19 protein-coding genes, 1 tRNA gene and 1 pseudogene are annotated in these 20,751 nt (G+C 57.3%); 10 read left to right on the top strand and 11 right to left on the bottom strand.

Annotated features, from left to right (window positions below):
- Position 1: 1 nt before the first annotated feature.
- A complete protein-coding gene (gene deoC / locus ALO43_RS08005; RefSeq protein WP_005892545.1) occupies positions 2–685 on the bottom strand; it encodes a deoxyribose-phosphate aldolase in 684 nt (227 codons plus the stop codon).
- Positions 686–799: 114 nt separating this feature from the next.
- Between deoC and deoR the strand changes: the two genes are divergently transcribed.
- Positions 800–1,570, top strand: coding sequence for a DNA-binding transcriptional repressor DeoR (deoR, locus tag ALO43_RS08000; RefSeq protein WP_005892543.1), 771 nt, complete (start codon positions 800–802; stop codon positions 1,568–1,570).
- A 5-nt stretch (positions 1,571–1,575) separates the two neighbouring features.
- On the opposite strand, the gene ALO43_RS07995 is transcribed toward deoR, so the two are convergent.
- The 8 genes from ALO43_RS07995 to ALO43_RS28440 form a co-directional block, all read right to left on the bottom strand.
- Positions 1,576–2,652, bottom strand: coding sequence for an aldose 1-epimerase family protein (locus ALO43_RS07995; protein WP_053932666.1), 1,077 nt, complete (start codon positions 2,650–2,652; stop codon positions 1,576–1,578).
- On the bottom strand, positions 2,649–3,980 hold the full coding sequence (fucP, locus tag ALO43_RS07990) for an L-fucose:H+ symporter permease (RefSeq protein WP_005892538.1): 1,332 nt from the start codon (positions 3,978–3,980) through the stop codon (positions 2,649–2,651). Before fucP ends, ALO43_RS07995 begins: the two co-directional genes overlap by 4 nt.
- Before the next feature lie 55 nt (positions 3,981–4,035).
- Positions 4,036–4,956: a ribokinase gene (gene rbsK, locus ALO43_RS07985; protein WP_024669296.1), complete on the bottom strand. Its 921-nt coding sequence runs from the start codon at positions 4,954–4,956 to the stop codon at positions 4,036–4,038.
- A 247-nt stretch (positions 4,957–5,203) separates the two neighbouring features.
- Positions 5,204–5,279: transfer RNA gene (locus ALO43_RS07980), tRNA-Gly, on the bottom strand.
- Positions 5,280–5,345: 66 nt separating this feature from the next.
- On the bottom strand, positions 5,346–5,906 hold the full coding sequence (gene pgsA, locus ALO43_RS07975) for a CDP-diacylglycerol--glycerol-3-phosphate 3-phosphatidyltransferase (protein WP_005892534.1): 561 nt from the start codon (positions 5,904–5,906) through the stop codon (positions 5,346–5,348).
- Between the two features lie 32 nt (positions 5,907–5,938).
- A complete protein-coding gene (gene uvrC / locus ALO43_RS07970; RefSeq protein WP_024669297.1) occupies positions 5,939–7,762 on the bottom strand; it encodes an excinuclease ABC subunit UvrC in 1,824 nt (607 codons plus the stop codon).
- A 2-nt stretch (positions 7,763–7,764) separates the two neighbouring features.
- Positions 7,765–8,409, bottom strand: a complete 645-nt coding sequence (gene gacA / locus ALO43_RS07965) for a response regulator transcription factor GacA (protein WP_002553344.1) — start codon at positions 8,407–8,409, stop codon at positions 7,765–7,767.
- A gap of 136 nt (positions 8,410–8,545) precedes the next feature.
- Positions 8,546–8,908 (bottom strand): helix-turn-helix domain-containing protein, encoded by a 363-nt coding sequence (locus ALO43_RS28440; protein ID WP_005892526.1) that lies wholly within the window; start codon positions 8,906–8,908, stop codon positions 8,546–8,548.
- Between the two features lie 80 nt (positions 8,909–8,988).
- On the opposite strand from ALO43_RS28440, the pseudogene ALO43_RS28435 reads away from it, so the two are divergent.
- From ALO43_RS28435 to ALO43_RS07930, 8 genes and pseudogenes are all read left to right on the top strand, one after another.
- A pseudogene (locus ALO43_RS28435) lies at positions 8,989–9,195 on the top strand (helix-turn-helix domain-containing protein); the annotation flags it as partial.
- Between the two features lie 295 nt (positions 9,196–9,490).
- Positions 9,491–9,637 carry a hypothetical protein gene (locus ALO43_RS29985; RefSeq protein WP_154897058.1) on the top strand — a complete coding sequence of 49 codons (147 nt, stop codon included), beginning with the start codon at positions 9,491–9,493 and terminating at the stop codon, positions 9,635–9,637.
- 339 nt (positions 9,638–9,976) lie between these two features.
- A complete protein-coding gene (locus tag ALO43_RS07955; protein ID WP_005892523.1) occupies positions 9,977–11,059 on the top strand; it encodes a 3-deoxy-7-phosphoheptulonate synthase in 1,083 nt (360 codons plus the stop codon).
- Between the two features lie 38 nt (positions 11,060–11,097).
- Positions 11,098–11,421 carry a peptidylprolyl isomerase gene (locus ALO43_RS07950; RefSeq protein ID WP_255870765.1) on the top strand — a complete coding sequence of 108 codons (324 nt, stop codon included), beginning with the start codon at positions 11,098–11,100 and terminating at the stop codon, positions 11,419–11,421.
- Between the two features lie 224 nt (positions 11,422–11,645).
- Positions 11,646–13,514 (top strand): extracellular solute-binding protein, encoded by a 1,869-nt coding sequence (locus tag ALO43_RS07945; protein WP_005892517.1) that lies wholly within the window; start codon positions 11,646–11,648, stop codon positions 13,512–13,514.
- Positions 13,514–14,584 (top strand): microcin C ABC transporter permease YejB, encoded by a 1,071-nt coding sequence (locus ALO43_RS07940; protein ID WP_054997348.1) that lies wholly within the window; start codon positions 13,514–13,516, stop codon positions 14,582–14,584. The genes ALO43_RS07945 and ALO43_RS07940 overlap by 1 nt, the downstream gene beginning before the upstream one ends.
- Positions 14,584–15,606: an ABC transporter permease gene (locus tag ALO43_RS07935; RefSeq protein WP_024669300.1), complete on the top strand. Its 1,023-nt coding sequence runs from the start codon at positions 14,584–14,586 to the stop codon at positions 15,604–15,606. The genes ALO43_RS07940 and ALO43_RS07935 overlap by 1 nt, the downstream gene beginning before the upstream one ends.
- Before the next feature lies 1 nt (position 15,607).
- The gene (locus tag ALO43_RS07930; RefSeq protein ID WP_054997347.1) at positions 15,608–17,185 is read left to right on the top strand and encodes an ABC transporter ATP-binding protein; all 1,578 of its coding nucleotides are present in this window, start codon (positions 15,608–15,610) and stop codon (positions 17,183–17,185) included.
- Positions 17,186–17,283: 98 nt separating this feature from the next.
- On the opposite strand, the gene ALO43_RS07925 is transcribed toward ALO43_RS07930, so the two are convergent.
- Positions 17,284–18,453: a PilT/PilU family type 4a pilus ATPase gene (locus ALO43_RS07925; RefSeq protein ID WP_024691118.1), complete on the bottom strand. Its 1,170-nt coding sequence runs from the start codon at positions 18,451–18,453 to the stop codon at positions 17,284–17,286.
- 154 nt (positions 18,454–18,607) lie between these two features.
- On the opposite strand from ALO43_RS07925, the gene ALO43_RS07920 reads away from it, so the two are divergent.
- Positions 18,608–18,883 (top strand): peptidylprolyl isomerase, encoded by a 276-nt coding sequence (locus ALO43_RS07920; protein WP_024691119.1) that lies wholly within the window; start codon positions 18,608–18,610, stop codon positions 18,881–18,883.
- Between the two features lie 115 nt (positions 18,884–18,998).
- Here ALO43_RS07920 and pgm read toward each other — a convergent pair whose 3' ends face one another.
- Positions 18,999–20,645 (bottom strand): phosphoglucomutase (alpha-D-glucose-1,6-bisphosphate-dependent), encoded by a 1,647-nt coding sequence (pgm, locus tag ALO43_RS07915; protein WP_024669303.1) that lies wholly within the window; start codon positions 20,643–20,645, stop codon positions 18,999–19,001.
- Positions 20,646–20,751: the final 106 nt, after the last annotated feature.

Here is a 20,751-nt window from a genome sequence, read left to right as displayed (position 1 = left end):
CTCAATAACCCGATGCATCAGCGGACTTGCCGCTGACAATGCTCACGCCGGAACTCGTGCCCAGGCGCGTTGCTCCAGCCTCGATCATGGCCAGCGCCGTTTCATAATCACGCACACCGCCCGAGGCCTTGACGCCGATATCGGCACCTACGACGCTGCGCATCAACGCTACATCTTCGACGGTTGCGCCGCTGCGGCTGAACCCGGTGGAGGTTTTTACAAAAGCCACGCCCAGTTCGCGGCAGATATGACACGCGAGAGTCTTCTGCGCATCGTCCAGCAGGCAGGTCTCGAGAATCACTTTGAGTGGTACCGGCCCACAAGCCTCTTGCACAGCAGCAATATCGTCGCGCACGGTGTCCGTCAGCCCGTCTCGCAGCGCACCGATATTAAGGACCATGTCGATTTCACCTGCGCCCGCTGCAATTGCCTGGCGGGCCTCAAAGGCTTTACTCTCGCTGATTCCAGCGCCTAGCGGGAACCCGACCACCGCGCAGACCTTGACGGCCTGGCCTGCCAATAGTTGTGCGGCAAAGGCCACCTGACCAGAATTCACACACACGGAATAAAAGCCATGTTGCTGCGCTTCGGCACACAGCGTGGCCACTTGTTGACGAGAGGCGTCGGGGGCCAGCAAGGTATGATCAATAAATCTGGCGAGTGCTGAAGGTGTTAATGGGCTCATGAGATTCAGTCCTGATAATGAGTCATGGGGGGAGCCGCGGTTAAGAAGCCACGCACTCAACATGTTAGAATAATAGCAATAAATGTTTAAATCACAACACGAATAGCCAATGGAATGCCCGTGGAAAGCAAACAATCAGAACGCATCAAGCTGATCCAGCAAGCCCTGCAGCATCAGAAAGCGATCCATTTACGCGAGATGGCCGAGTTGCTCGACGTCTCTGAAATGACCTTGCGTCGCGACCTGAATCGCTATCCGGAAAAATTGCACTTGTTGGGCGGACACATCACCCTCGCCTTCGAACCCGCCGACGCCTCCGATTACAAGGTGACCGAACAAGGCGCGCGGCACGTCGAGGAGAAGCGCCGCATCGGCAAACTCGCAGCGAAGTTCATCAGCCGTGGAGACACAGTGTTCTTCGATTGCGGCACCACGGTGCCGTATGTGATCGACTTCATCCCCGATGAGATGGAGTTCACAGCGGTGTGTAACTCGCTGAACGTTCTGCTCAAGCTGCAGCAAAAGCCCAACTGCAACATTGTGCTGTGTGGCGGAATCTTCCATCGCAAGAACCAAGTGTTCGACCATGCAGGTGAGCACAGCATTCTCGACAATGTGCGCCTGACCTGGGCGTTTCTGTCGGCCGCAGGTGTCAGCGAAACCTTCGGCGTCACGTGTTTCAACTTCAACGAAGTCGAGGTCAAGCAAAAGGTTCTTCGCCAGACCCAGCACAGCGTGCTGCTTGCCGATCACAGCAAGTTCGACGTCGTGCGCACCGCCCATTTCGCCACGCTCAACGAATTCAACGTGGTGATTTCCGACAAGAAACTTCCCAAGTCCTACCGCGAATTGATTGCCAAAAACGGGGCGCGTTGTGTGGTGTGAGGCATTCACCGGCTCTCCCATTCCTGGCGGAGCAAATGCCGTTCTTCAGCGGACACATACCCGGTGGTGACGCTGAACGCGGTACTTTGCCCGCCGCCCAATAAGCGCACATTGCCTTTGGCTTTTTCCGCCTGATAGCCTTCCGGCTCACAGGTGGCAGGCAACACAAATGCAGCCACTTGCTGATCGGCATTGTGCAAAACCCAGCGCGCGGCATGGGAAAACTGCTCGGGTGAATAGCGCGTGTAAAACGCGGCGCCTGAAGGGTGGTCAAGCAGAAAATGTGCATTCCCTGCAGTATCTACAGGCACATCGTCGAAGAAGCAGACGATCTCGGGGTCATAAAGAGCCGGCGCATCCAGCCGGCTCAAGCCAGCAGGGTCTTCACTCAGTTGCGCAATATAGGCTGACCACTCCGGCGTGGGTTTCACATGAGCGGGCACAGTCTGGCGTACCCGTGTGCTGGCACGCCCAAGCGGCTCGACCAGAAGCGCTTCAGGCACATAGGCGTAATTCATGTGCGCCATGTACATCAGCTCCATCGCGCTACCCGCCAGGTTAGTGACCTGCATGCCTATGTCGAAAACACCAGAGTCGGCGCGCAAAGTGACCGAGGGCGCAGCCAGGTAATGGTCGCCAAACCCTTGCACGTATTCATATTCCCCTTTGAGCCGCAGGTAAGGCCCAGCGGCGTCTTCACCCACTTCTAGCCACGCGAGGTCCATCGGCGCGCAGGGCATTTCACCGTGCAACGGATGGTCATCATCCGGTCCGGGACAACCGTTGCGCAACAGTCCGGAATGGAACATGAAGCAACCATAGGTGCCGATAATAGTGGGGCTCGGACGTGGCTGGCTGAACATGTTACGCATGGTCAAATCGCAACCATCGAAGATCGCCGACCAGATCATCTGGCCCTGATAGGGCAATACGACCAACCGTCCGCGAGCGTTCTCCAGCGCCAGCGCCTTCACCCCACTGGGATAGGCCCAGGCCACTACCTTGAAGTCAGCGGATTGCGCCAGCGTCTTCTCGCTCATGGTGAATTGTTCAGGCGTCAGGGCTATGGTGAGGTTTTTCATGACGCCACCACTGCATCAGCACCGGCCTGGGTGGTCCGATTATGGCGCATGCACGAATAGGCATAAGCGACAATCACCACAAAGCACAGCAAGGGCACGATATACGCCAGCTGCATGTTGCCATGAGTGGCGTCGGACAAAAGGCCCTGGAAAACCGGCATGACGCCCCCACCCACGATACTCATCACCAACAGCGAGCCGCCGACACCGGTGTCCTCACCAAGCCCGTCGATTGTGAGGCCATAAATGGTCGGCCAGCAGGGTCCAAGGAAGATGCTGACGCCCACTGCGGCATATACGGCGCTGATGTTAGGCACAAGAATGGTGTAAGCCAGCAGCACAATTGCCAGCACTCCGTAAATCATCAAGACCTTGGCCGGGTGATATTTGCGCATCATCAGATTGGCAATCATCTTGCCGATGAAATAGGTGGCAAATGTGGTCAACAGGAACCAGGAGGCGCTGCGCTCGTTCATTCCGCCCATCTGCATCGCCAGGCGGATGGTAAAGCTCCACACGCCTACCTGCGCACCGACGTAGAGGAACTGCGCCAGTACCCCGAAGGTGAAACGCGAGTTACGCGACAACCGAGAAAGGCTCTGAAGAAGACCATGCTTTTTTTCACGACTTTCGGTATTGCCACGGCAGGCAGGAAAGCGGGTAATGAGGATCAGGATGAATATCAGCACCAGGACGGCGATCATCCATTTGTAAGGCAACAGCGTCGATTGAATCATTTCCAGTTGCTGGGCTGCCGCTTCCGAAGCGCTCATCTGGGTGAGTTGTTCGCGGGTTGCATCACTGTCCTTGAACATGACGAAACTGCCGACATACACGCCTGTCATGGCACCAAAAGGGTGAAACGTCTGAGAAATGTTCAAGCGACGCGTACCGGTTTCACGGGGCCCCATCAACGTTGAATAGGTGTTGCAGGCAGTTTCCAGAAAGGACAGGCCGCACGCGATGACGAACAGCGCCATCAGGAACATACCGTACGTGGCAGTCGAGGCAGCCGGAAAGAACAGCGCACAACCCAGCATGTAAAACACCAAGCCAATCAGAATCGTGCTTTTGTAACCGAAACGCCGCACAGCCATCGCCGCCGGAATCGCCACGAAAAAGTAGCCCAGATAAAACGCCGACTGCACGAACGCTGTCTGAAAGTCGCTAAGCAAGAACGCTTTTTTGAAGTGAGCAATCAGCACGTCATTCATGCTCGCAGCCGCCGCCCACAAGGCGAAAATACTGCACAGCAACAGAAACGCGAACCAGGGTGTGCGGTTGAGGTAAAAACCATCGGGAGTCTGTTGGAGCGGGACTTTTGTCATTGTTATTCTCCGTGAGCAAAAGAATGCGTCAGCGACGCAAGGCATCAACCGTGGATCAGAAACTTTCAACGAATCGCGCGAAAGTGGCAGCGTCGGGATAAGAGCTCTGCGTACCCAGCGCGGTCACCGAGCATGCGGAATAAGCCACCGCCTGCGTGATTGCCGCGCGCATGTCACCGTCTTTGGTCCAATAGTGAGCGAAGCAGCCAATGAACGCGTCGCCGGCGCCGCACGTATCTCGCGCAACGACTTCGCGCCCCGGCACATGGAACTCGCCCTCCTCGCCAACGTACAGCGCGCCATGCTCACCCAGGGTAACGATGACATGACGGATGCCTTGCGCAGCCAGTTCACGTGCAGCAATCAGCGCGCTCTCTGGGCCGTCAACGGACTTGCCGGTAATCAGCGCGAGCTCACTTTCATTAGGAATAAAAAAGTCCAGTTGCGCCAGGTGATCGCGGCTCAGCCCTGCCAACGCAGGAGCAGGGTTGAGCAACACTTCGATACCATGGCGCTTGGCAAATTCGATGGCGTAGTACACAGTCGCCAGATCGATTTCCAGTTGGAGCACGATAAGGCGGCATTCGATCAGTGCTGCCTCGGCGTGGTCTATGTCCGCGGGCTTCAAGTGCGCATTGGCACCTTTGACGATAAGGATGCTGTTATGCGAATCACTGCTCACGAAAATTGGAGCAACACCGCTGGGTACACCAGCCACGCGTGTGACGTAGCGAGTGTCTATGCCATGGCGCTTGAAATTGCCGAGCGTGTTATCGGCGAACATGTCATCGCCGACCTTGGTCAGCATCAGCACAGACGTGCCGAGCCTGGCAGCGGCTACCGCCTGGTTGGCGCCCTTGCCACCACAGCCCATTGCAAAGCCCGGCGCCTCGAGGGTCTCGCCCTGCAGAGGCATTCGGTCGATGTAGGTGATCAAATCCACCATGTTGCTGCCGATGACCGCGATCTTGTTCATGAATATCGTCACCTTGTATACGCCGTGGCAAGCCCTGCGGCGTTATTATTTTTGTTATTTAAATAACATTCGGTGTGATTATTCAACCTTTTTTTAATGATGGCGCGCGGAAACCGGCTCAACGCGGCCGAGAGGCCAAACGTTTGCCTGGATAATCTGAATAGTGAAGGACTGTGGTGTGCGGCACATGCCGTGACCAAATTTTAGGCAAGAAAAAGCCACTCATTGAGTGGCTTTTTCTTTGAATTGGAGCGGGAAACGAGACTCGAACTCGCGACCCCGACCTTGGCAAGGTCGTGCTCTACCAACTGAGCTATTCCCGCATTGTCTTGATGACGGGCGCTATTCTAGCCTTTCAAATAGCGACGTCAAGCCTTTGATTCAAAAACTTATTTTTTTTCTGCAGTGGTCTTGAGGTGCGGCCACGCGGCCCTGAGATATTGCACCATCGACCATAACGTCAGCCCCGCGGCGATAAGCAGCAGCGCGTAGCCAAGGATTACCCAGACGGTAACAGCTGGCGGATTGCCCAGCAGTATGACCAGCGCTAGCATCTGCGCTGCAGTTTTCCATTTACCCATGTTGGAAACGGCGACTTGGGCACGTGCGCCTATTTCCGCCATCCACTCACGAAGTGCGGAAATCACGATTTCACGACCAATGATTACCGCCGCAGGCAGCGTCAGCCATAGATTGGCATGCGCCTGAACCAGCAGCACCAGTGCAACGGCCACCATCAGTTTGTCTGCCACAGGATCAAGAAACGCGCCGAATGGCGTGCTTTGCTCAAGCCTGCGTGCCAGATACCCGTCAAGCCAGTCGGTTGCCGCAGCAAACGCAAAGACCGCACTGGCCGCCATGTAGCTCCAGTGATAAGGCATGTAAAACAGCAGAATGAAGATCGGAATCAGTAAAACGCGTAATACGGTGATCAGATTAGGGATATTCATCGGCACAACTGGCTACGAGGTGAGCGGGCATTCTACTCGCTGTGCAGGTTTGCATAAATCGACTCTGCCAGCTTTTTACTGATTCCGGGTGCTTTTGCGATTTCATCAATGCTTGCACGGGACAATTCCTGTAATCCACCGAAGTGTTTGAGCAAATCTCGACGCCGGGTCGGCCCGACGCCAGCAACGCCCTCAAGGGTCGAAGTGCGCCGGGTTTTGCCCCGACGCGCCCGATGACCGGTGATTGCGAAGCGGTGAGCCTCGTCGCGAATCTGCTGAATAAGGTGTAGCGCCGGAGAATCTCCGGGTAGCGTGAACTCATGGGCCGCGTCGTTCAGGTACAGCGTCTCGAACCCGGCTTTGCGCGTGGTGCCCTTGGCAACACCCAGCAGGATCAGATCCGGAACCTGCAATTCGTTGAGCACATCGCGGGCCATAGACATCTGTCCCTTGCCGCCGTCTACCAGCAGCACATCGGGCAACTTGCCCTCCCCGGCTTTTATGCGGCTATAGCGTCGGGTCAACGCCTGATGCATGGCGGCGTAGTCGTCGCCAGCTGTCACACCTTCGATATTGAACCGGCGATAATCGGATTTTATCGGCCCTTCAGGCCCGAACACGACGCAGGAAGCGACTGTCGCCTCGCCGCTGGAGTGACTGATGTCGTAGCACTCGAGGCGCATCGGCGGCTCATCGAGATTGAGAACCACCGCCAGCGCTTCGAAGCGCGATGCAACATGCTGACGGTTGGCGAGACGCGCTGCCAACGCCTGCTCGGCATTGGTGACAGCCATTTGCTGCCAGCGAGCCCGAGTGCCGCGCACCCGATGGCTGATGATCATTTCAACGCCGCGCAGCTCTTCGATGGCATCAATCAGTGCCGGGAAGTCTTCGTTGACGACGTTGACAATGACTTCGCCGGGCAGCTCCCGGTCGATCCCGCCCAGAAAGTACTGAGCCAGGAACGCCGACATTACCTCGCCGACCTCCTCTTCTATGCCCACCTGCGGGAAGAAGTTCTTGCTGCCCAAAACCCTGCCACCACGAACGCTGATCAGGTGTACGCAAGCGCCGCCGGGGTTGACGAACGCCGCAACCACATCGACATCACCGGTGCCGCCGTCCATGCTTTGCTGATCCTGAACGCGGCGCATCAATGCCACCTGATCGCGAAGCTCGGCTGCACGCTCGAAATCCAGCGCCATGGCTGCTTTTTCCATCGAGGCGTTCAACTCGTCACTCAATGCATTGCTGCGGCCTTCGAGAAACATCACCGAATGGCGCACGTCTTCGGCGTATACCTCAGGCTCGACCAGACCGACACAAGGCCCTTTGCAGCGCTTGATCTGGTATTGAAGACACGGTCGGGTGCGGTTCTTGAAATAGCTGTCCTCACACTGCCGAACCTGGAAGGTCTTCTGCAGCAGGCTGAGACTTTCGCGGATGGCGCCCGCACTCGGGTAAGGCCCGAAATAACGGCCCTTGGCCTTCTTGGCGCCACGATGAATGCTCAGCCGCGGAAACGCGTTATCGGACAGAAACACATAAGGATAGGATTTGTCGTCGCGCAGCAGGATGTTGTAAGGCGGCCGCCACTCCTTGATGAGTGTCTGCTCCAGCAACAACGCTTCGGTCTCGTTGCCGGTGATCGTGGTTTCGATCTGGGCAATGCGCGCAACCAGCGCACCGGTCTTGGGTGCGTGTCCGGTTTTGCGGAAATAACTGGCGAGACGCTTTTTGAGGTTCTTGGCCTTGCCGACGTAAAGCAGAGTGGCTTCGGCATCGAACATCCGGTAGACGCCGGGGCGCCCGCTACAGGTCGCAAGAAAAGCACTGGGGTCAAATGTCTGGGTCATGTTCAGGCGCTGGCATCAACCATGCCGTGGCGCACAGCGAGCAAAGCCAGTTCGACATCACTGCTGATCGAAAGCTTTTCAAAGATACGATATCGGTAGGTGTTCACGGTTTTAGGCGACAGGCAGAGCTTGTCCGAGATGGTCTGGACTTTCTGGCAGCCGACAATCATCAAGGCGATCTGGATCTCACGCTCGGACAGAAGATCGAATGGCGAGTTGTTGACCTGCGGTTGAAACGACTTCAAGGCAAGCTGCTGGGCGATCTGCGGGCTGATGTAGCGCTGGCCTGCAAACACCAGTCGGATCGCCTGAACCATCTCGGCAAGCCCAGCGCCCTTGGTCATGTAACCTGCGGCACCGGCCTGCAGCAAGCGAGTCGGAAACGGGTCTTCCTCACAGACAGTGACGGCGACGACTTTGATGTCCGGATGGCTGCGAAGCATCTTGCGCGTGGCTTCCAGACCGCCGATGCCCGGCATCTTGACGTCCATCAGCACCACGTCGGGCTTGAGCTCGCGCGCTTTCTTCAGGGATTCTTCACCGGAATCGGCCTGACCGACAACCTGCAGCCCGTCAATGTCGGCGAGCATGCGCGTGATGCCTGTCCGCACAAGATCATGGTCATCGACAACTAGCACCTTAATCAAGCAGACACCTCACGCAACAGTCATAACGAATGACAATCACCATAACAAAAACAGTGAGTGAGACCTAGCACTGCGAACTCCGACGCTCGACAATATGACAATGACCCGTGCCGAAGCGCTGAAAAGCCCTTTCGGATCAGCTACCGGAAGGGAGCTTTTCGGCAGCAACAGCACAGCCGGCATGCTCGGCGATAGTCGTGGTCAGACGTCTGATCGCGTCTTGATCTTCTTTTTCCAGCACCCGGTAATTGCCCAGAATCTTCTCCTCGATAACACTCAGATTATCGATCGGCACAGGTGTGTGGGTTCCGGTCAGCACGTAAAGTACATCTACACCCTTGGCAGCAACAGCAGCCAGGTAATCAGCCTTTGGAGCACGGTCACCGTTCTCGTACTTGCCCTGGGCATTGGCTTCAACCCCACCGATCTCACCGAAGCTGCGTTGAGAAAGCCCGAGACGTTCTCGTTCTTTCCTTAATCGGTATCCGATTCCACTCATTTGAATGCATAACCCTGTTGACACACCCTGACGGGTGGTAGAACCCAGCTGAATTAAACTGATTTGAACGGCTTTGAACTATGCCCGGAATACGCACCGCAGCACAAGCCAAGGCCTGGCTTGAAAAACAGTGCACATCCGGTCAGTCTTTTGTTAGTGAAATAGCGTTGATCCCGCAACAAATTTGCCAGGTAATGGCAGAAAGCAGGAACGGCAAAGCGCATAAAGTGACGGTATTGCCAGGCAAGAAGGGTGAATTTATCCCGACTGCAAAACCCAGGCAAAAAAGAAGGCAACGAGTGACGTATTGTTCATCTCATCGGGAGGAAGCTACAGGAATCAATGCTTCCAGCGGTGCAAACAGGCTTGCAAGATACCTTGTTGCGGCCCCACCTGTCACCCACCATCGGGTAGTTCATCGCTGAGCGTTGGGCGCGACATTTGAAACATGTTTCGTTTTTCCACTGTTTGCCACTGACTGTTTTCCACTGATAGCCGCGCCAATGACCTTGATTGAATTTTCCAATTGAACGCGCCGCCGTTCCTGAAGTAAGCTTCGGCTCAATCTACGGAGACACACCCATGCAGCAGTCCATCCCATTCACGCTTCAAGCTCTTGCCGGCATTACTCGCCAGGCATCAGCCGTGGCCGTGCGAATGGTGTCGCTGCGTCAGTGTTTTCAGCTCAATTCTTATTATGGGTATTGGTTTAGCCACTGGCGCGCCTGATACCCATCTGGCGCCCATTTCAAGGGGACGCCAACCAGAGAATTCTCTAACCCCCGGTCGGCTCCCCGATCGGGGGTTTTGTTTTTTCAGAGTCCCGAATTTTCAACTTTTCAAGAACATCACACTGCCTGCTGAGGATCACGACATGAAATACACCACTTATTACCGCAACGACATCGACTTCGCCTGGCGATTTAGCCACCTCCGTTCGGGACAGCCTGCCGCCTCCGACCGGTCACTGCCAGGTGGCAACCGTAAACGCCCGGCCAATACGGCCCTTTGTCGAACACCCCAGTAGGGTCAGCGCGGGATTGCCCCGCCAGCCCAGGAAGCCCGAAAATGAATTCGTCCGTTGCCGTAAAACCGTCTGACCTGTCCACGCCTGTAATGACGCTAGAGGACAGCAGCCCCGCCTCAAAACGCCTGCCAAGCACACTCGAGCTGAAGATCCGACTGCCGCTGAGTGTGGAGCTGACCGAACAGGTCGCTGCACATCGTCGCGCCATACGCGCCATCCTCAATGGCGACGACTCCCGACTACTGATCGTTGTTGGCCCCTGCTCTATTCATGACCCGCAATCCGCGCGTGAATATGCCGAGCGACTGGCCGATCTCGCAGCGCAAGTCAGCGATCAGATGCTGCTGGTGATGCGTGCCTACGTTGAAAAACCTCGTACGACAGTCGGTTGGAAAGGTCTGGCTTATGACCCGCACCTGGATGGCAGTGACGACATGGCCAGCGGATTGGCGCTATCGCGACAGTTGATGCGCGACATGCTTGGGATAGGCCTGCCGGTCGCCACTGAAATACTGCAACCGATGGCAGCGGGCTACTTCGACGACCTGCTCAGCTGGGTAGCGATCGGCGCGCGCACTACCGAATCGCAGATTCATCGGGAAATGGCCAGCGGCCTGCCCATGCCGGTCGGTTTCAAGAACGGCACGGATGGCGGCGTTGCAGTCGCCAGCGATGCCATGCGCTCGGCAGCGCACCCGCATCGACACTTTGGCATGGACCGCCACGGGCACCCGGCGATCATCGAGACGCAGGGCAACCCGGATACCCACATCGTGCTGCGTGGCGGGCATGGCGGCCCTAATCATGATCGCCTGAGCGTCGCCCATGTGCAGGCCAGCCTGAGCAGAAACGCAATAGCTCCACGAATCATGGTGGATTGCAGCCACGCCAATAGCGGCAAAAACCCGGCACGTCAGCCCCACGTATTCAACGATGTTCTCGAGCAACGCCTGTCCGGCAATTCTTCACTGATTGGCATGATGATCGAAAGCCACCTGTTCGAGGGCTGTCAGTCGCTGGGCGAGACATTGCAATACGGGGTGTCGATTACCGATGGCTGCCTGGGCTGGACAGCCACCGAACAGTTGTTGCGGGAAGCCGTCGACCGGCTGCGCTACAGATAGGCAAGGCGAAGGAACTTTGTCGGGAAATACCGCACTGAATCCGGTACGCTCTTTCTTTTTTTCACAGGAGATTATTTCCCATGCCTAAAGCCACTGCCCGCCACATCCTTGTTTCGAGCGAAGAAAAGTGCAACGAACTCAAGGCTCAGATCGAAGGCGGCGCTGATTTCGCGGAAATCGCCAAGGCCAATTCCAGCTGCCCGTCCAGCCGTCAGGGCGGCGATCTGGGTTCGTTCGGTCCAGGCCAGATGGTCAAGGAATTTGACACGGTGGTTTTCAGTGCGCCGGTTAATACTGTTCAGGGTCCGGTCAAGACCCAGTTCGGCTACCACTTGCTGGAAGTGACCAGCCGTCAGGACTGATCCTGCCGTACCGAGTGCCAAACGGCTCATCTTCGGATGGGCCGTTTTCGTTTCCGGCGATTGATTCAGACGCCTGCCTGCAGTGGCTTGGCTAAGCGGCCATTTGTCTGTAGAAGATATCGCGATATCGATGCACGGCCTGCTTGCCTGTGCCTTTGCGTGTCCGATCACCCGTCACCTTTAACCCTGATATTCGCTTGCGGACATCAGTCAGGATTCGAGTCATGCGTTTTGTCTGTTCATCATTGCTCGCTTTGACGCTGACCCTGTTCGGCGCCGTGCCTCCCTTGTCCGCCGCACCGCAACATGCACTGACTGTCTATGGCGAAGCGCCGCGCTATGCTGCTGACTTCAGGCATTTCGACTACGTGAACCCGGATGCTCCCAAGGGCGGCAGCATGCGTCGCTCAGCCATCGAAATCGGTCAGTTCGATCACCTCATGCCGTTCACCGACAAAGGCCTGGGCGTATCACAGATCAACGGCATGCTTTATGCGCCGCTGGCCATACGCTCGCTGGATGAGCCCTATACGGTCTATGGGCTGGTTGCCGAGAAGATGGAGCGCGGTGAGGACGGTCTGTCGTTGCGGTTCTACCTGAACCCGAAGGCTCGCTTCAGCGACGGCACACCGATAACGGCCAATGATGTGAAATACACCTACGAACTGTTGATGACCCAAGGCAGCCTGCAGTACCGGACTCAGTTCGAGTCGGTCAAGGATGTGACGGTCGAATCGCCCACGCAGATTCGTTTCGACTTCAAGCAAAACGACAGCCGCACCCTGCCCCTTGATCTGGCTTCATTGCCGGTATTCCCGGAGCACTGGTGGAAATCCCGCGACTTCGCCAGTGGCGCCGGGTTTGAGATACCGCCTGGCAGTGGTCCTTACACCATCGGCCATGTTGATCCGGGCCGCACCATTACCTTTCAACGTGACCCCGACTGGTGGGGCAAGGACCTGCCAGTCAGCAGAGGCATGTACAACTTCGATAAATTCAGTATCGAGTATTTCGGTGATATCGACGTGGCTCGCACGGTTCTCAAAGGCGGCGCCTACGACTACAACCGTGAATTTTCGGCGACTGGCTATTCGATACGCTATGACGGTCCGGCTCTCAGCGATGGACGACTGCAGAAGGCACATCTGGCCAAAGGTGCCATTCAAAGCTCGCAGGGCTTCGTGTTCAACCTGAGTCGACCCATGTTTCAGGACCGCCGCGTACGCCAGGCACTCTCGCTGCTTTGGGACTTTGAATGGACCAACCGGCAAATGATGCGCGACATGTATATTCGCCAGGACAGTTACTTCTCGAACTCCGAACTGGCCGCCAGCCAGCAGCCCACAGCTGCCGAACTTGAAATCCTCGCCCCCTTGCGTGGCAAGGTCCCGGACGAGGTATTCGATACCGTGTTCAAAGCGCCCAAGACTGACGGCACAGGCCTTATTCGCGACAAGCAGCTGCAAGCCCTGGCGCTGATGAAGGCAGCGGGCTGGACACCTAAAGGCGATGAGCTGGTCAATGCTAAGGGCGAGCCTTTCAGCTTCACGTTTCTCAACGCGCAGACAGGGCTCGAAAGAATGCTGCTGCCCTACAAGCGCACGCTGGCGCAGATCGGCATCCATTTTGACATTCGCCGGATTGACTCGGCGCAGTACCTGAACCGTGTGATGGCCCGCGATTACGACATGATTGTCACCGGTTACCCGGTATCTACGTCCCCCGGAGCCGAGTTGTACAACAGTTTTGGTTCAAAGGTGGCTATGGATCCTGGCTCGAACAACTACATGGCGCTTCAGGACCCTGCGGTCGACACCTTGATTGCAGGGCTGCTCAAGGCTGACAACAAGAAGACCATGACCGACTATGCGCACTGCCTGGATCGCGTGTTGCAATGGAATTACTACTGGATCCCGAACTATTACCCACCGGGTTCCTCGACCGTTTGGTGGAACCGTTTCGGCATTCCGAAAACCCAGGCCAGCAACAGCGAAGCCATCGAAACCTGGTGGGAAATCAGCCCCACGCCGCTGACCAACGAGCAGTTCGCCGAGAAGCGCGGCGCCTCGGCCCTTGCTGCGGAGATGCACTGATGCTGGGTTACATCTTGCGACGGCTACTGCTTATCATCCCTACCCTGCTGTGCATTTTGCTGGTCAACTTCTTCATCGTTCAGGCGGCCCCCGGAGGCCCCGTCGAGCAGGCAATCGCACGCTTACAGGGGGTCGGCGCCGCAACCGCCGGCGCAGGTGCTGGCGCGACAGAGTCGGCCAGCTCCGGGCACTCCAGAGCATCCCGAGGGCTGGACCCGGAACTGATCAAGCAGATAGAACGTCAATACGGCTTCGACAAGCCGCTGCATGAGCGCCTCTGGCTGATGCTGAAAAACTACGCACGGCTGGATTTCGGTTCCAGCTTCTTCCGTGGCGCCAAGGTGACCGATCTAATTTTGCAGAAGATGCCCGTGTCCATTTCTTTGGGGCTCTGGGCGACCTTGCTGACTTACCTTGTGTCAATCCCATTGGGGATTCGCAAGGCTGTCAGGCACGGCAGCCAGTTTGATATCTGGAGCAGCACAGCAATCATCATCGGCTATGCCACACCGGCCTTTTTGTTCGCCATGTTGTTGGTGGTGGTATTTTGCGGCGGCACCTCCATGAACTGGTTTCCGGTGCGTGGGCTGGTCTCGGACAATTTCGATCAACTGACGACGGTCGGCAAGGTTGCAGACTATTTCTGGCACTTGGCGCTACCAGTCTGCGCACTGGTGATCGGTGGCTTTGCGACACTGACCCTGCTGACAAAAAACTCTTTTCTGAACGAAATCACTCGCCAGTACGTGACCACAGCGCGGGCCAAAGGCATGAGCGAGCGGCGCGTGCTTTACGGGCATGTGTTTCGTAATGCGATGTTACTGGTGGTCTCGGGCATACCTCAGGCGTTCATCAGCGTGTTCTTTGCCGGATCGCTGCTGATCGAGGTGATCTTCTCGCTGGATGGTCTTGGTCGCATGAGCTACGAAGCGGCAGTCTCGCGGGATTATCCGGTGGTGTTTGGCTCGTTGTTCATCTTCACGGTCTTCGGCCTGCTGATAAAGCTGATAGGCGATATCTGCTACACCCTTGTCGACCCACGAATCGACTTCAGCGCGAGGAATGCCTGATGCGCAACCTCTCTCCGCTGGCACGTCGCCGCCTTGAACGCTTTCGCAGCAATCGCCGGGGCTGGTGGTCGTTATGGCTGTTTTGCGGGCTATTCGCTCTGACCCTGGGCGGCGAACTGATTGCCAATGACAAACCGCTGCTGGTCAGCTACCAGCATTCGCTGTATTTCCCGGTTTTCAAGCGTTACACCGAACAGCAATTTGGCGGCGAGCTGCCCTTCCAGCCGGACTACCGCAGCGACTACGTGCGCCAGCTGATTGCCAAGGGGGACGGCTGGATGATCTTTCCACCCATCCCCTTCAGCGACGACACACCCAACTACGAGCTGACCACTCCAGCCCCCAGCCCGCCTTCCGCGAGCAACTGGCTGGGCACTGACGATCAGGCGCGGGATGTGCTGGCCCGGGTGATTTTCGGCGCGCGCATCTCGATTCTGTTTGCGCTGGTTCTTACAGCTATCAGCGCATTGATCGGTATCACCGCCGGTGCGCTGCAAGGCTATTACGGTGGCTGGGTCGACTTGTTTGGCCAACGGCTGCTTGAAGTCTGGTCAGGTTTGCCGGTGCTGTACCTGCTGATCATCCTGTCAGGCTTCGTCGAACCGGACTTCTGGTGGCTGCTGGGCATCATGGCGCTGTTTTCGTGGCTCACGCTGGTCGATGTGGTGCGCGCAGAGTTCCTGCGCGGCCGCAACCTGGAATACGTCAAAGCCGCCCGCGCACTTGGTCTCGGCGACCGAAAGGTCATCCTGCGGCACATTCTGCCCAATGCCATGAACGCAACATTGAGCTACTTGCCATTCATCCTGACTGGCGCCATATCGACCCTCACCGCGCTGGATTTTCTGGGTTTCGGCATGCCGGCAGGTAGCGCTTCACTTGGCGAACTGATCGCTCAAGGCAAGCAGAACCTGCAAGCACCTTGGCTGGGCCTGACTGCGTTTTTTGCGCTCGCGCTGATTCTCACCCTGCTGGTATTCATAGGCGAGGCGTTGCGCGATGCCTTCGACCCGAGGTCCTGACATGCCGGAAACCCTGATCGAAATCCGCGACCTCAGTGTCGCCTTCAATGGGCAGAAAGTGGTCAGCCATCTGAGCCTGGATGTCAGGCGTGGTGAATGCCTGGCGTTGGTCGGCGAGTCGGGCTCGGGGAAATCCGTCACCGCCCACTCGATCCTGCAGCTCTTGCCGCGCACTGGCACGCAGACCACCGGCAGCATCACTTACCGTGGTCAGCAACTGGTTGGCGCAGATGATCGTACCCTGCGTGAACTGCGTGGCAACCGGATTGCGATGATCTTCCAGGAACCCATGACTTCCCTGAACCCGCTGCACAGTGTTTCACGCCAGATTGGTGAGACGTTGCTGCTGCATCGCGGAATCAGCGGGCGCGAGGCCCGCAATCGAATTGTCGAACTGCTGGAGTTGGTCGGCATTCAGCAGCCGGAGAAGCGCCTGAAAGCCTACCCGCACGAACTGTCGGGCGGCCAGCGCCAGCGGGTGATGATCGCCATGGCGCTGGCCTGCGAACCGGAACTGCTGATTGCCGACGAACCGACCACGGCACTGGACGTGACCGTGCAACGCAAGATTCTTCTGTTGCTCAAGGAGCTGCAGCAACGCCTGAATATGTCGCTGCTGCTGATCAGCCATGATCTGAACCTGGTTCACAGTGTGGCGCAGCGGGTTTGCGTAATGCGCGCGGGCGAGATTGTCGAGCAGTCGGACTGCAAATCGCTGTTCAAGTCACCGCAGCATCCTTACAGCCGATTGCTGCTTGACGCCGAGCCTGCGGGCGAACCGCTGCCGCGCGACTCTCGAGAAACGGTGCTGCAGGTCGATCATCTCAAGATCTGGTTCTCTCTCACCGGCGGCATTCTGCGGCAGCACAAGGAATACCTGAAAGCGGTGGACGACATCAGCCTGAGTATCGAGCGTGGCAAGACGCTGGGTATCGTCGGCGAGTCGGGCTCCGGCAAGTCGACGCTGGGCCAGGCGATCCTGCGCCTGCTGGAATCGCAAGGCAGCATCCGCTTCAAGGGTCAGGCGCTGGATGGACTCAGTCAGAAACAAATGCGGCCCTGGCGCAAGGAGATGCAGGTGGTTTTTCAGGACCCCTACGGCAGCCTCAGCCCGCGTATGTCAGTGGCGCAGATCATCAGCGAAGGCCTTGAGGTACACAGCCGGTTCGACGCTGCACAATGCGATGCCGAGGTCATTCGCGCACTGGAAGAAGTCGGCCTTGATCCGCAAACCCGCCATCGCTATCCCCATGAGTTTTCCGGAGGCCAGCGTCAACGTATCGCAATCGCACGGGCGCTGGTGCTGAAACCCGCGCTGATACTGCTCGATGAGCCGACATCGGCGCTGGACCGCACCGTGCAGAAACAGGTTGTTGCGCTGCTGCGCGACCTCCAGCAAAAGCATGGGCTCACCTACCTGTTCATCAGCCACGACCTGGCCGTGATCAAGGCCCTGGCCCATGACGTCATCGTGGTCAAGGATGGGAAAGTAGTCGAACGCGGGCCCAGTCACGATCTTTTCGATTCACCGCAACATCCCTACACACGCGAACTGCTGGCCGCTGCCCACCCTGAATGACGAGGTGCGCAAAGGAACGCGTGCGGCGCTAACTTTCCGCCCTTGGCGTTGTAACAACGCCACTCGTACACAAGCCCTTGGGCAATTACCTGAAAGGTTCACGCCTGAGGGCCGGGCTCCTCATCGTCGACCAGACCCCACTCGGCGGTGTTTGCAGTACGGCTACCGGTCGGTGCCGGGGGCGGCGCGGTCAGTGTGGCGGCTCCGCCTTCACTGTGCAGCTTGAGGCGCAAACGCACGTTGTTTTGCGAGTCGGCATTCTTCAAGGCCTCCTCTTCGCTGATCGCTCCTTGTATCGCCAGATTGAACAGCGCTGTATCGAAGGTTTGCATGCCGAGGCTGCCGGATTTTTCCATGATGCCCTTGAGTTCCGTCAGTTCGTTGCGCTGGATCAAGTCGCGAATGGTCGGCGTGCCCATCATCACCTCCACCGCTGCTCGCCGCTTGCCATCAGGCGTCTTGACCAGTCGTTGCGAGACAAACGCCTTGAGGTTGTTGCCCAGGTCATGCAGCAACTGCCCGCGGCGCTCTTCCGGAAAGAAATTGATGATCCGGTCCAGCGCCTGGTTGGCATTGTTGGCGTGCAGGGTCGAGATCACCAGATGCCCTGTGTCGGCAAACGCAAGTGCGTGTTCCATGGTTTCGCGGTCACGAATCTCGCCGATCAGAATCACATCCGGCGCCTGACGCAGGGTGTTCTTCAGTGCCGCGCGGAAGCTGCGAGTGTCGACGCCGACCTCGCGCTGATTGACGATGGATTTCTTGTGTCGATGGATAAACTCGACCGGGTCTTCAATGGTGATGATGTGCCCGCTAGCATTCCGGTTGCGGTAATCGATCAGCGCAGCCAGGGAGGTCGACTTGCCTGAGCCGGTGGCGCCGACGAACAGCACCAGACCGTGCTTTTCCATCACCACCTCGAGCAACACAGGCGGCAGGTGCAACTCCTCGAAGCGCGGGATATCCAGTTTGATGTTACGGGCAACGATAGACACCTCGTTGCGCTGCATGAAGATATTGATCCGGAACCGGCCGATACCCGCCAGCGAAACCGCGAGGTTCATCTCCAGTTCGCGCAGAAACTCGAGTTTCTGCTCTTCATCCATCAACCCCTGAGCAATCGCAGCCACGTCGCCAGGCTTGAAGGTTTCACTGCCCAGCGGTTTGAGCACCCCGTTGAACTTGGCGCAGGGCGGTGCTCCGGTGGAAAGATAAAGGTCTGATCCATCCTGGCTGGCCAGAATCTTCAACAACGCCGGGAAATCCATAATCAATACCGTACAAAAGTGAAGTAAAAGCGGAGCGCCTTGACGACGGTACGCGTGCAACAGCACTACCCTGGCAGGCGTTGGGAGCCTGTCTGGGCATCAATTACCAATGGCAGGCATAATGGCAGCCTTTTGCAACAGGTGATATTGCGACATGAAAGCCCAAGCCCGCCATATTCTGGTGAAGACCGCCGAAGAGGCCGAACAGCTCAAACAGCGTATTGCCAAGGGTGAGGCGTTTGATGTTTTGGCCAAGAAGCATTCTAGCTGCCCCTCAGGCAAACGTGGCGGCGATCTGGGTGAGGTACGACCTGGACAAATGGTCGGCGCTATCGATCAGGTGATCTTCAAGAAGCCATTGCGCGTCGTGCACGGGCCGGTCAAAAGCAAGTTCGGTTATCACCTTGTGCAAGTCTTCTATCGCGACTGACGGCCAACGCTGTAATAAAAAAGCCCCGAATCGGGCGATTCGAGGCTTCTCGATACATCTGCCAGCTCAGGCCTGCGCAGCCGCAGGCACATGACGCCAGCCGTTATCGGCTAAATCACTTCGGCGAAATGGCACCGTCCACCAGCACCTGAGCTTCCGCTACCAGGCGCTTGAGGTGATCTTCGCTGACAAAACTTTCGGCGTAGATTTTGTAGATGTCTTCAGTGCCCGAGGGACGTGCGGCAAACCAGCCGTTTTCGGTCATGACTTTTACGCCACCGAATGCCTGATCGTTGCCCGGCGCATTGCTGAGCACTTTTTGAATCGACTCGCCTGCCAGCTCGGTGGAGGTGACCTGCTCCGGCGACAGCTTGCTCAACAGCGCCTTCTGCTGCGGATTGGCCTTGGCATCGACACGGGTCGAAAACGGCTCGCCGAGCGCGTCGGTCATAGTCTTGTAGAGCTCGCTTGGGTCACGACCGGTGCGGGCCGTCATTTCTGCAGCCAGCAACGCCGGAATCAGACCGTCCTTGTCGGTGGTCCACACTGTACCGTCGCGACGCAGGAACGAGGCACCCGCGCTTTCTTCACCGCCAAAGCCCAGCGACCCTTCGAACAGCCCCTGCGCGAAGTACTTGAAGCCCACCGGCACCTCATACAGGCGACGTCCCAGACGTGCAGCCACGCGATCAATCATGCCGCTGCTGACCACGGTCTTGCCCACAGCGGCGTCAGCGCGCCACTCGGGACGGTTCTGGAACAGGTAATCAATCGACACAGCAAGATAGCTATTAGGCGTCATCAGCCCGCCAGTGGGAGTCACGATGCCATGACGGTCGTGATCCGGATCACAGGCAAACGCTACCTGGTAACGATCCTTGAGGCCGATCAGGCTCTGCATTGCATGGCTGGAGGACGGATCCATGCGAATCTGCCCGTCCCAGTCAACGGTCATGAAGCGGAACGTAGGATCGACAAATTTGTTGACCACGTCCAGATTCAGGCCGTAATGCTCGCCAATCGCCGACCAGTAATTAACCCCGGCACCGCCCAGTGGATCAACGCCAAGAGGCAGACCCGAATCGCGGATGGCGTCCAGATCAATGACGCTTTTCAGGTCAGCCACATAAGTATTGACGTAGTCATGGCGATGGGTGGTGTCGGCACGCAGTGCTTTTTCATGGCTGATACGTGAAACGCCCGCCAATTTCGCAGCCAGCAGTTCGTTGGCCTTGTTTTCGATCCACTTGGTGACATCGCTGTCGGCCGGACCGCCATTGGGCGGGTTGTACTTGAAGCCACCGCTTTGCGGCGGGTTGTGCGAAGGCGTGATCACGATGCCGTCCGCCAGGCCGGACGTACGGCCACGGTTGTAACAGATGATGGCGTGAGAAACGGCAGGCGTCGGCGTGTACTCGTCGTCTTGCGAAATCATTACGACAACACCGTTGGCGGCCAGCACCTCAAGCGCCGAGGCAGCGGCCGGCGTGGACAACGCATGAGTATCTGCACCCAGAAACAGCGGACCGTCGATGCCATTGGCCTTGCGGTACAGGCAGATTGCCTGGCTGATAGCCAGTACGTGCCACTCGTTGAAGCCCAGGTCAAACGACGTGCCGCGGTGCCCGGATGTGCCAAACGCAACACGTTGAACAGGCACCGATGCATCGGGCTGGCCCGTGTAGTAAGCCGTGACCAGTCTCGGAATATCGACCAGTAACTGCGCAGGTGCCAGCTTGCCGGCGAAAGGACTGAGACTCATACAACCTCCACGAAGAAATGAAATTCGGAGCAAAAAGAAAGACTTGCTGCCGATGAAAATCAAATTGTTACGGCAGTTTACTGGCAGTTCGACAGCGCCGCTTGAG

It is taken from the genome of Pseudomonas tremae, from assembly GCF_001401155.1.
Classification (GTDB): Bacteria; Pseudomonadota; Gammaproteobacteria; order Pseudomonadales; family Pseudomonadaceae; genus Aquipseudomonas; species Aquipseudomonas tremae.
This window is presented reverse-complemented; position numbering and strand designations above follow the sequence as displayed.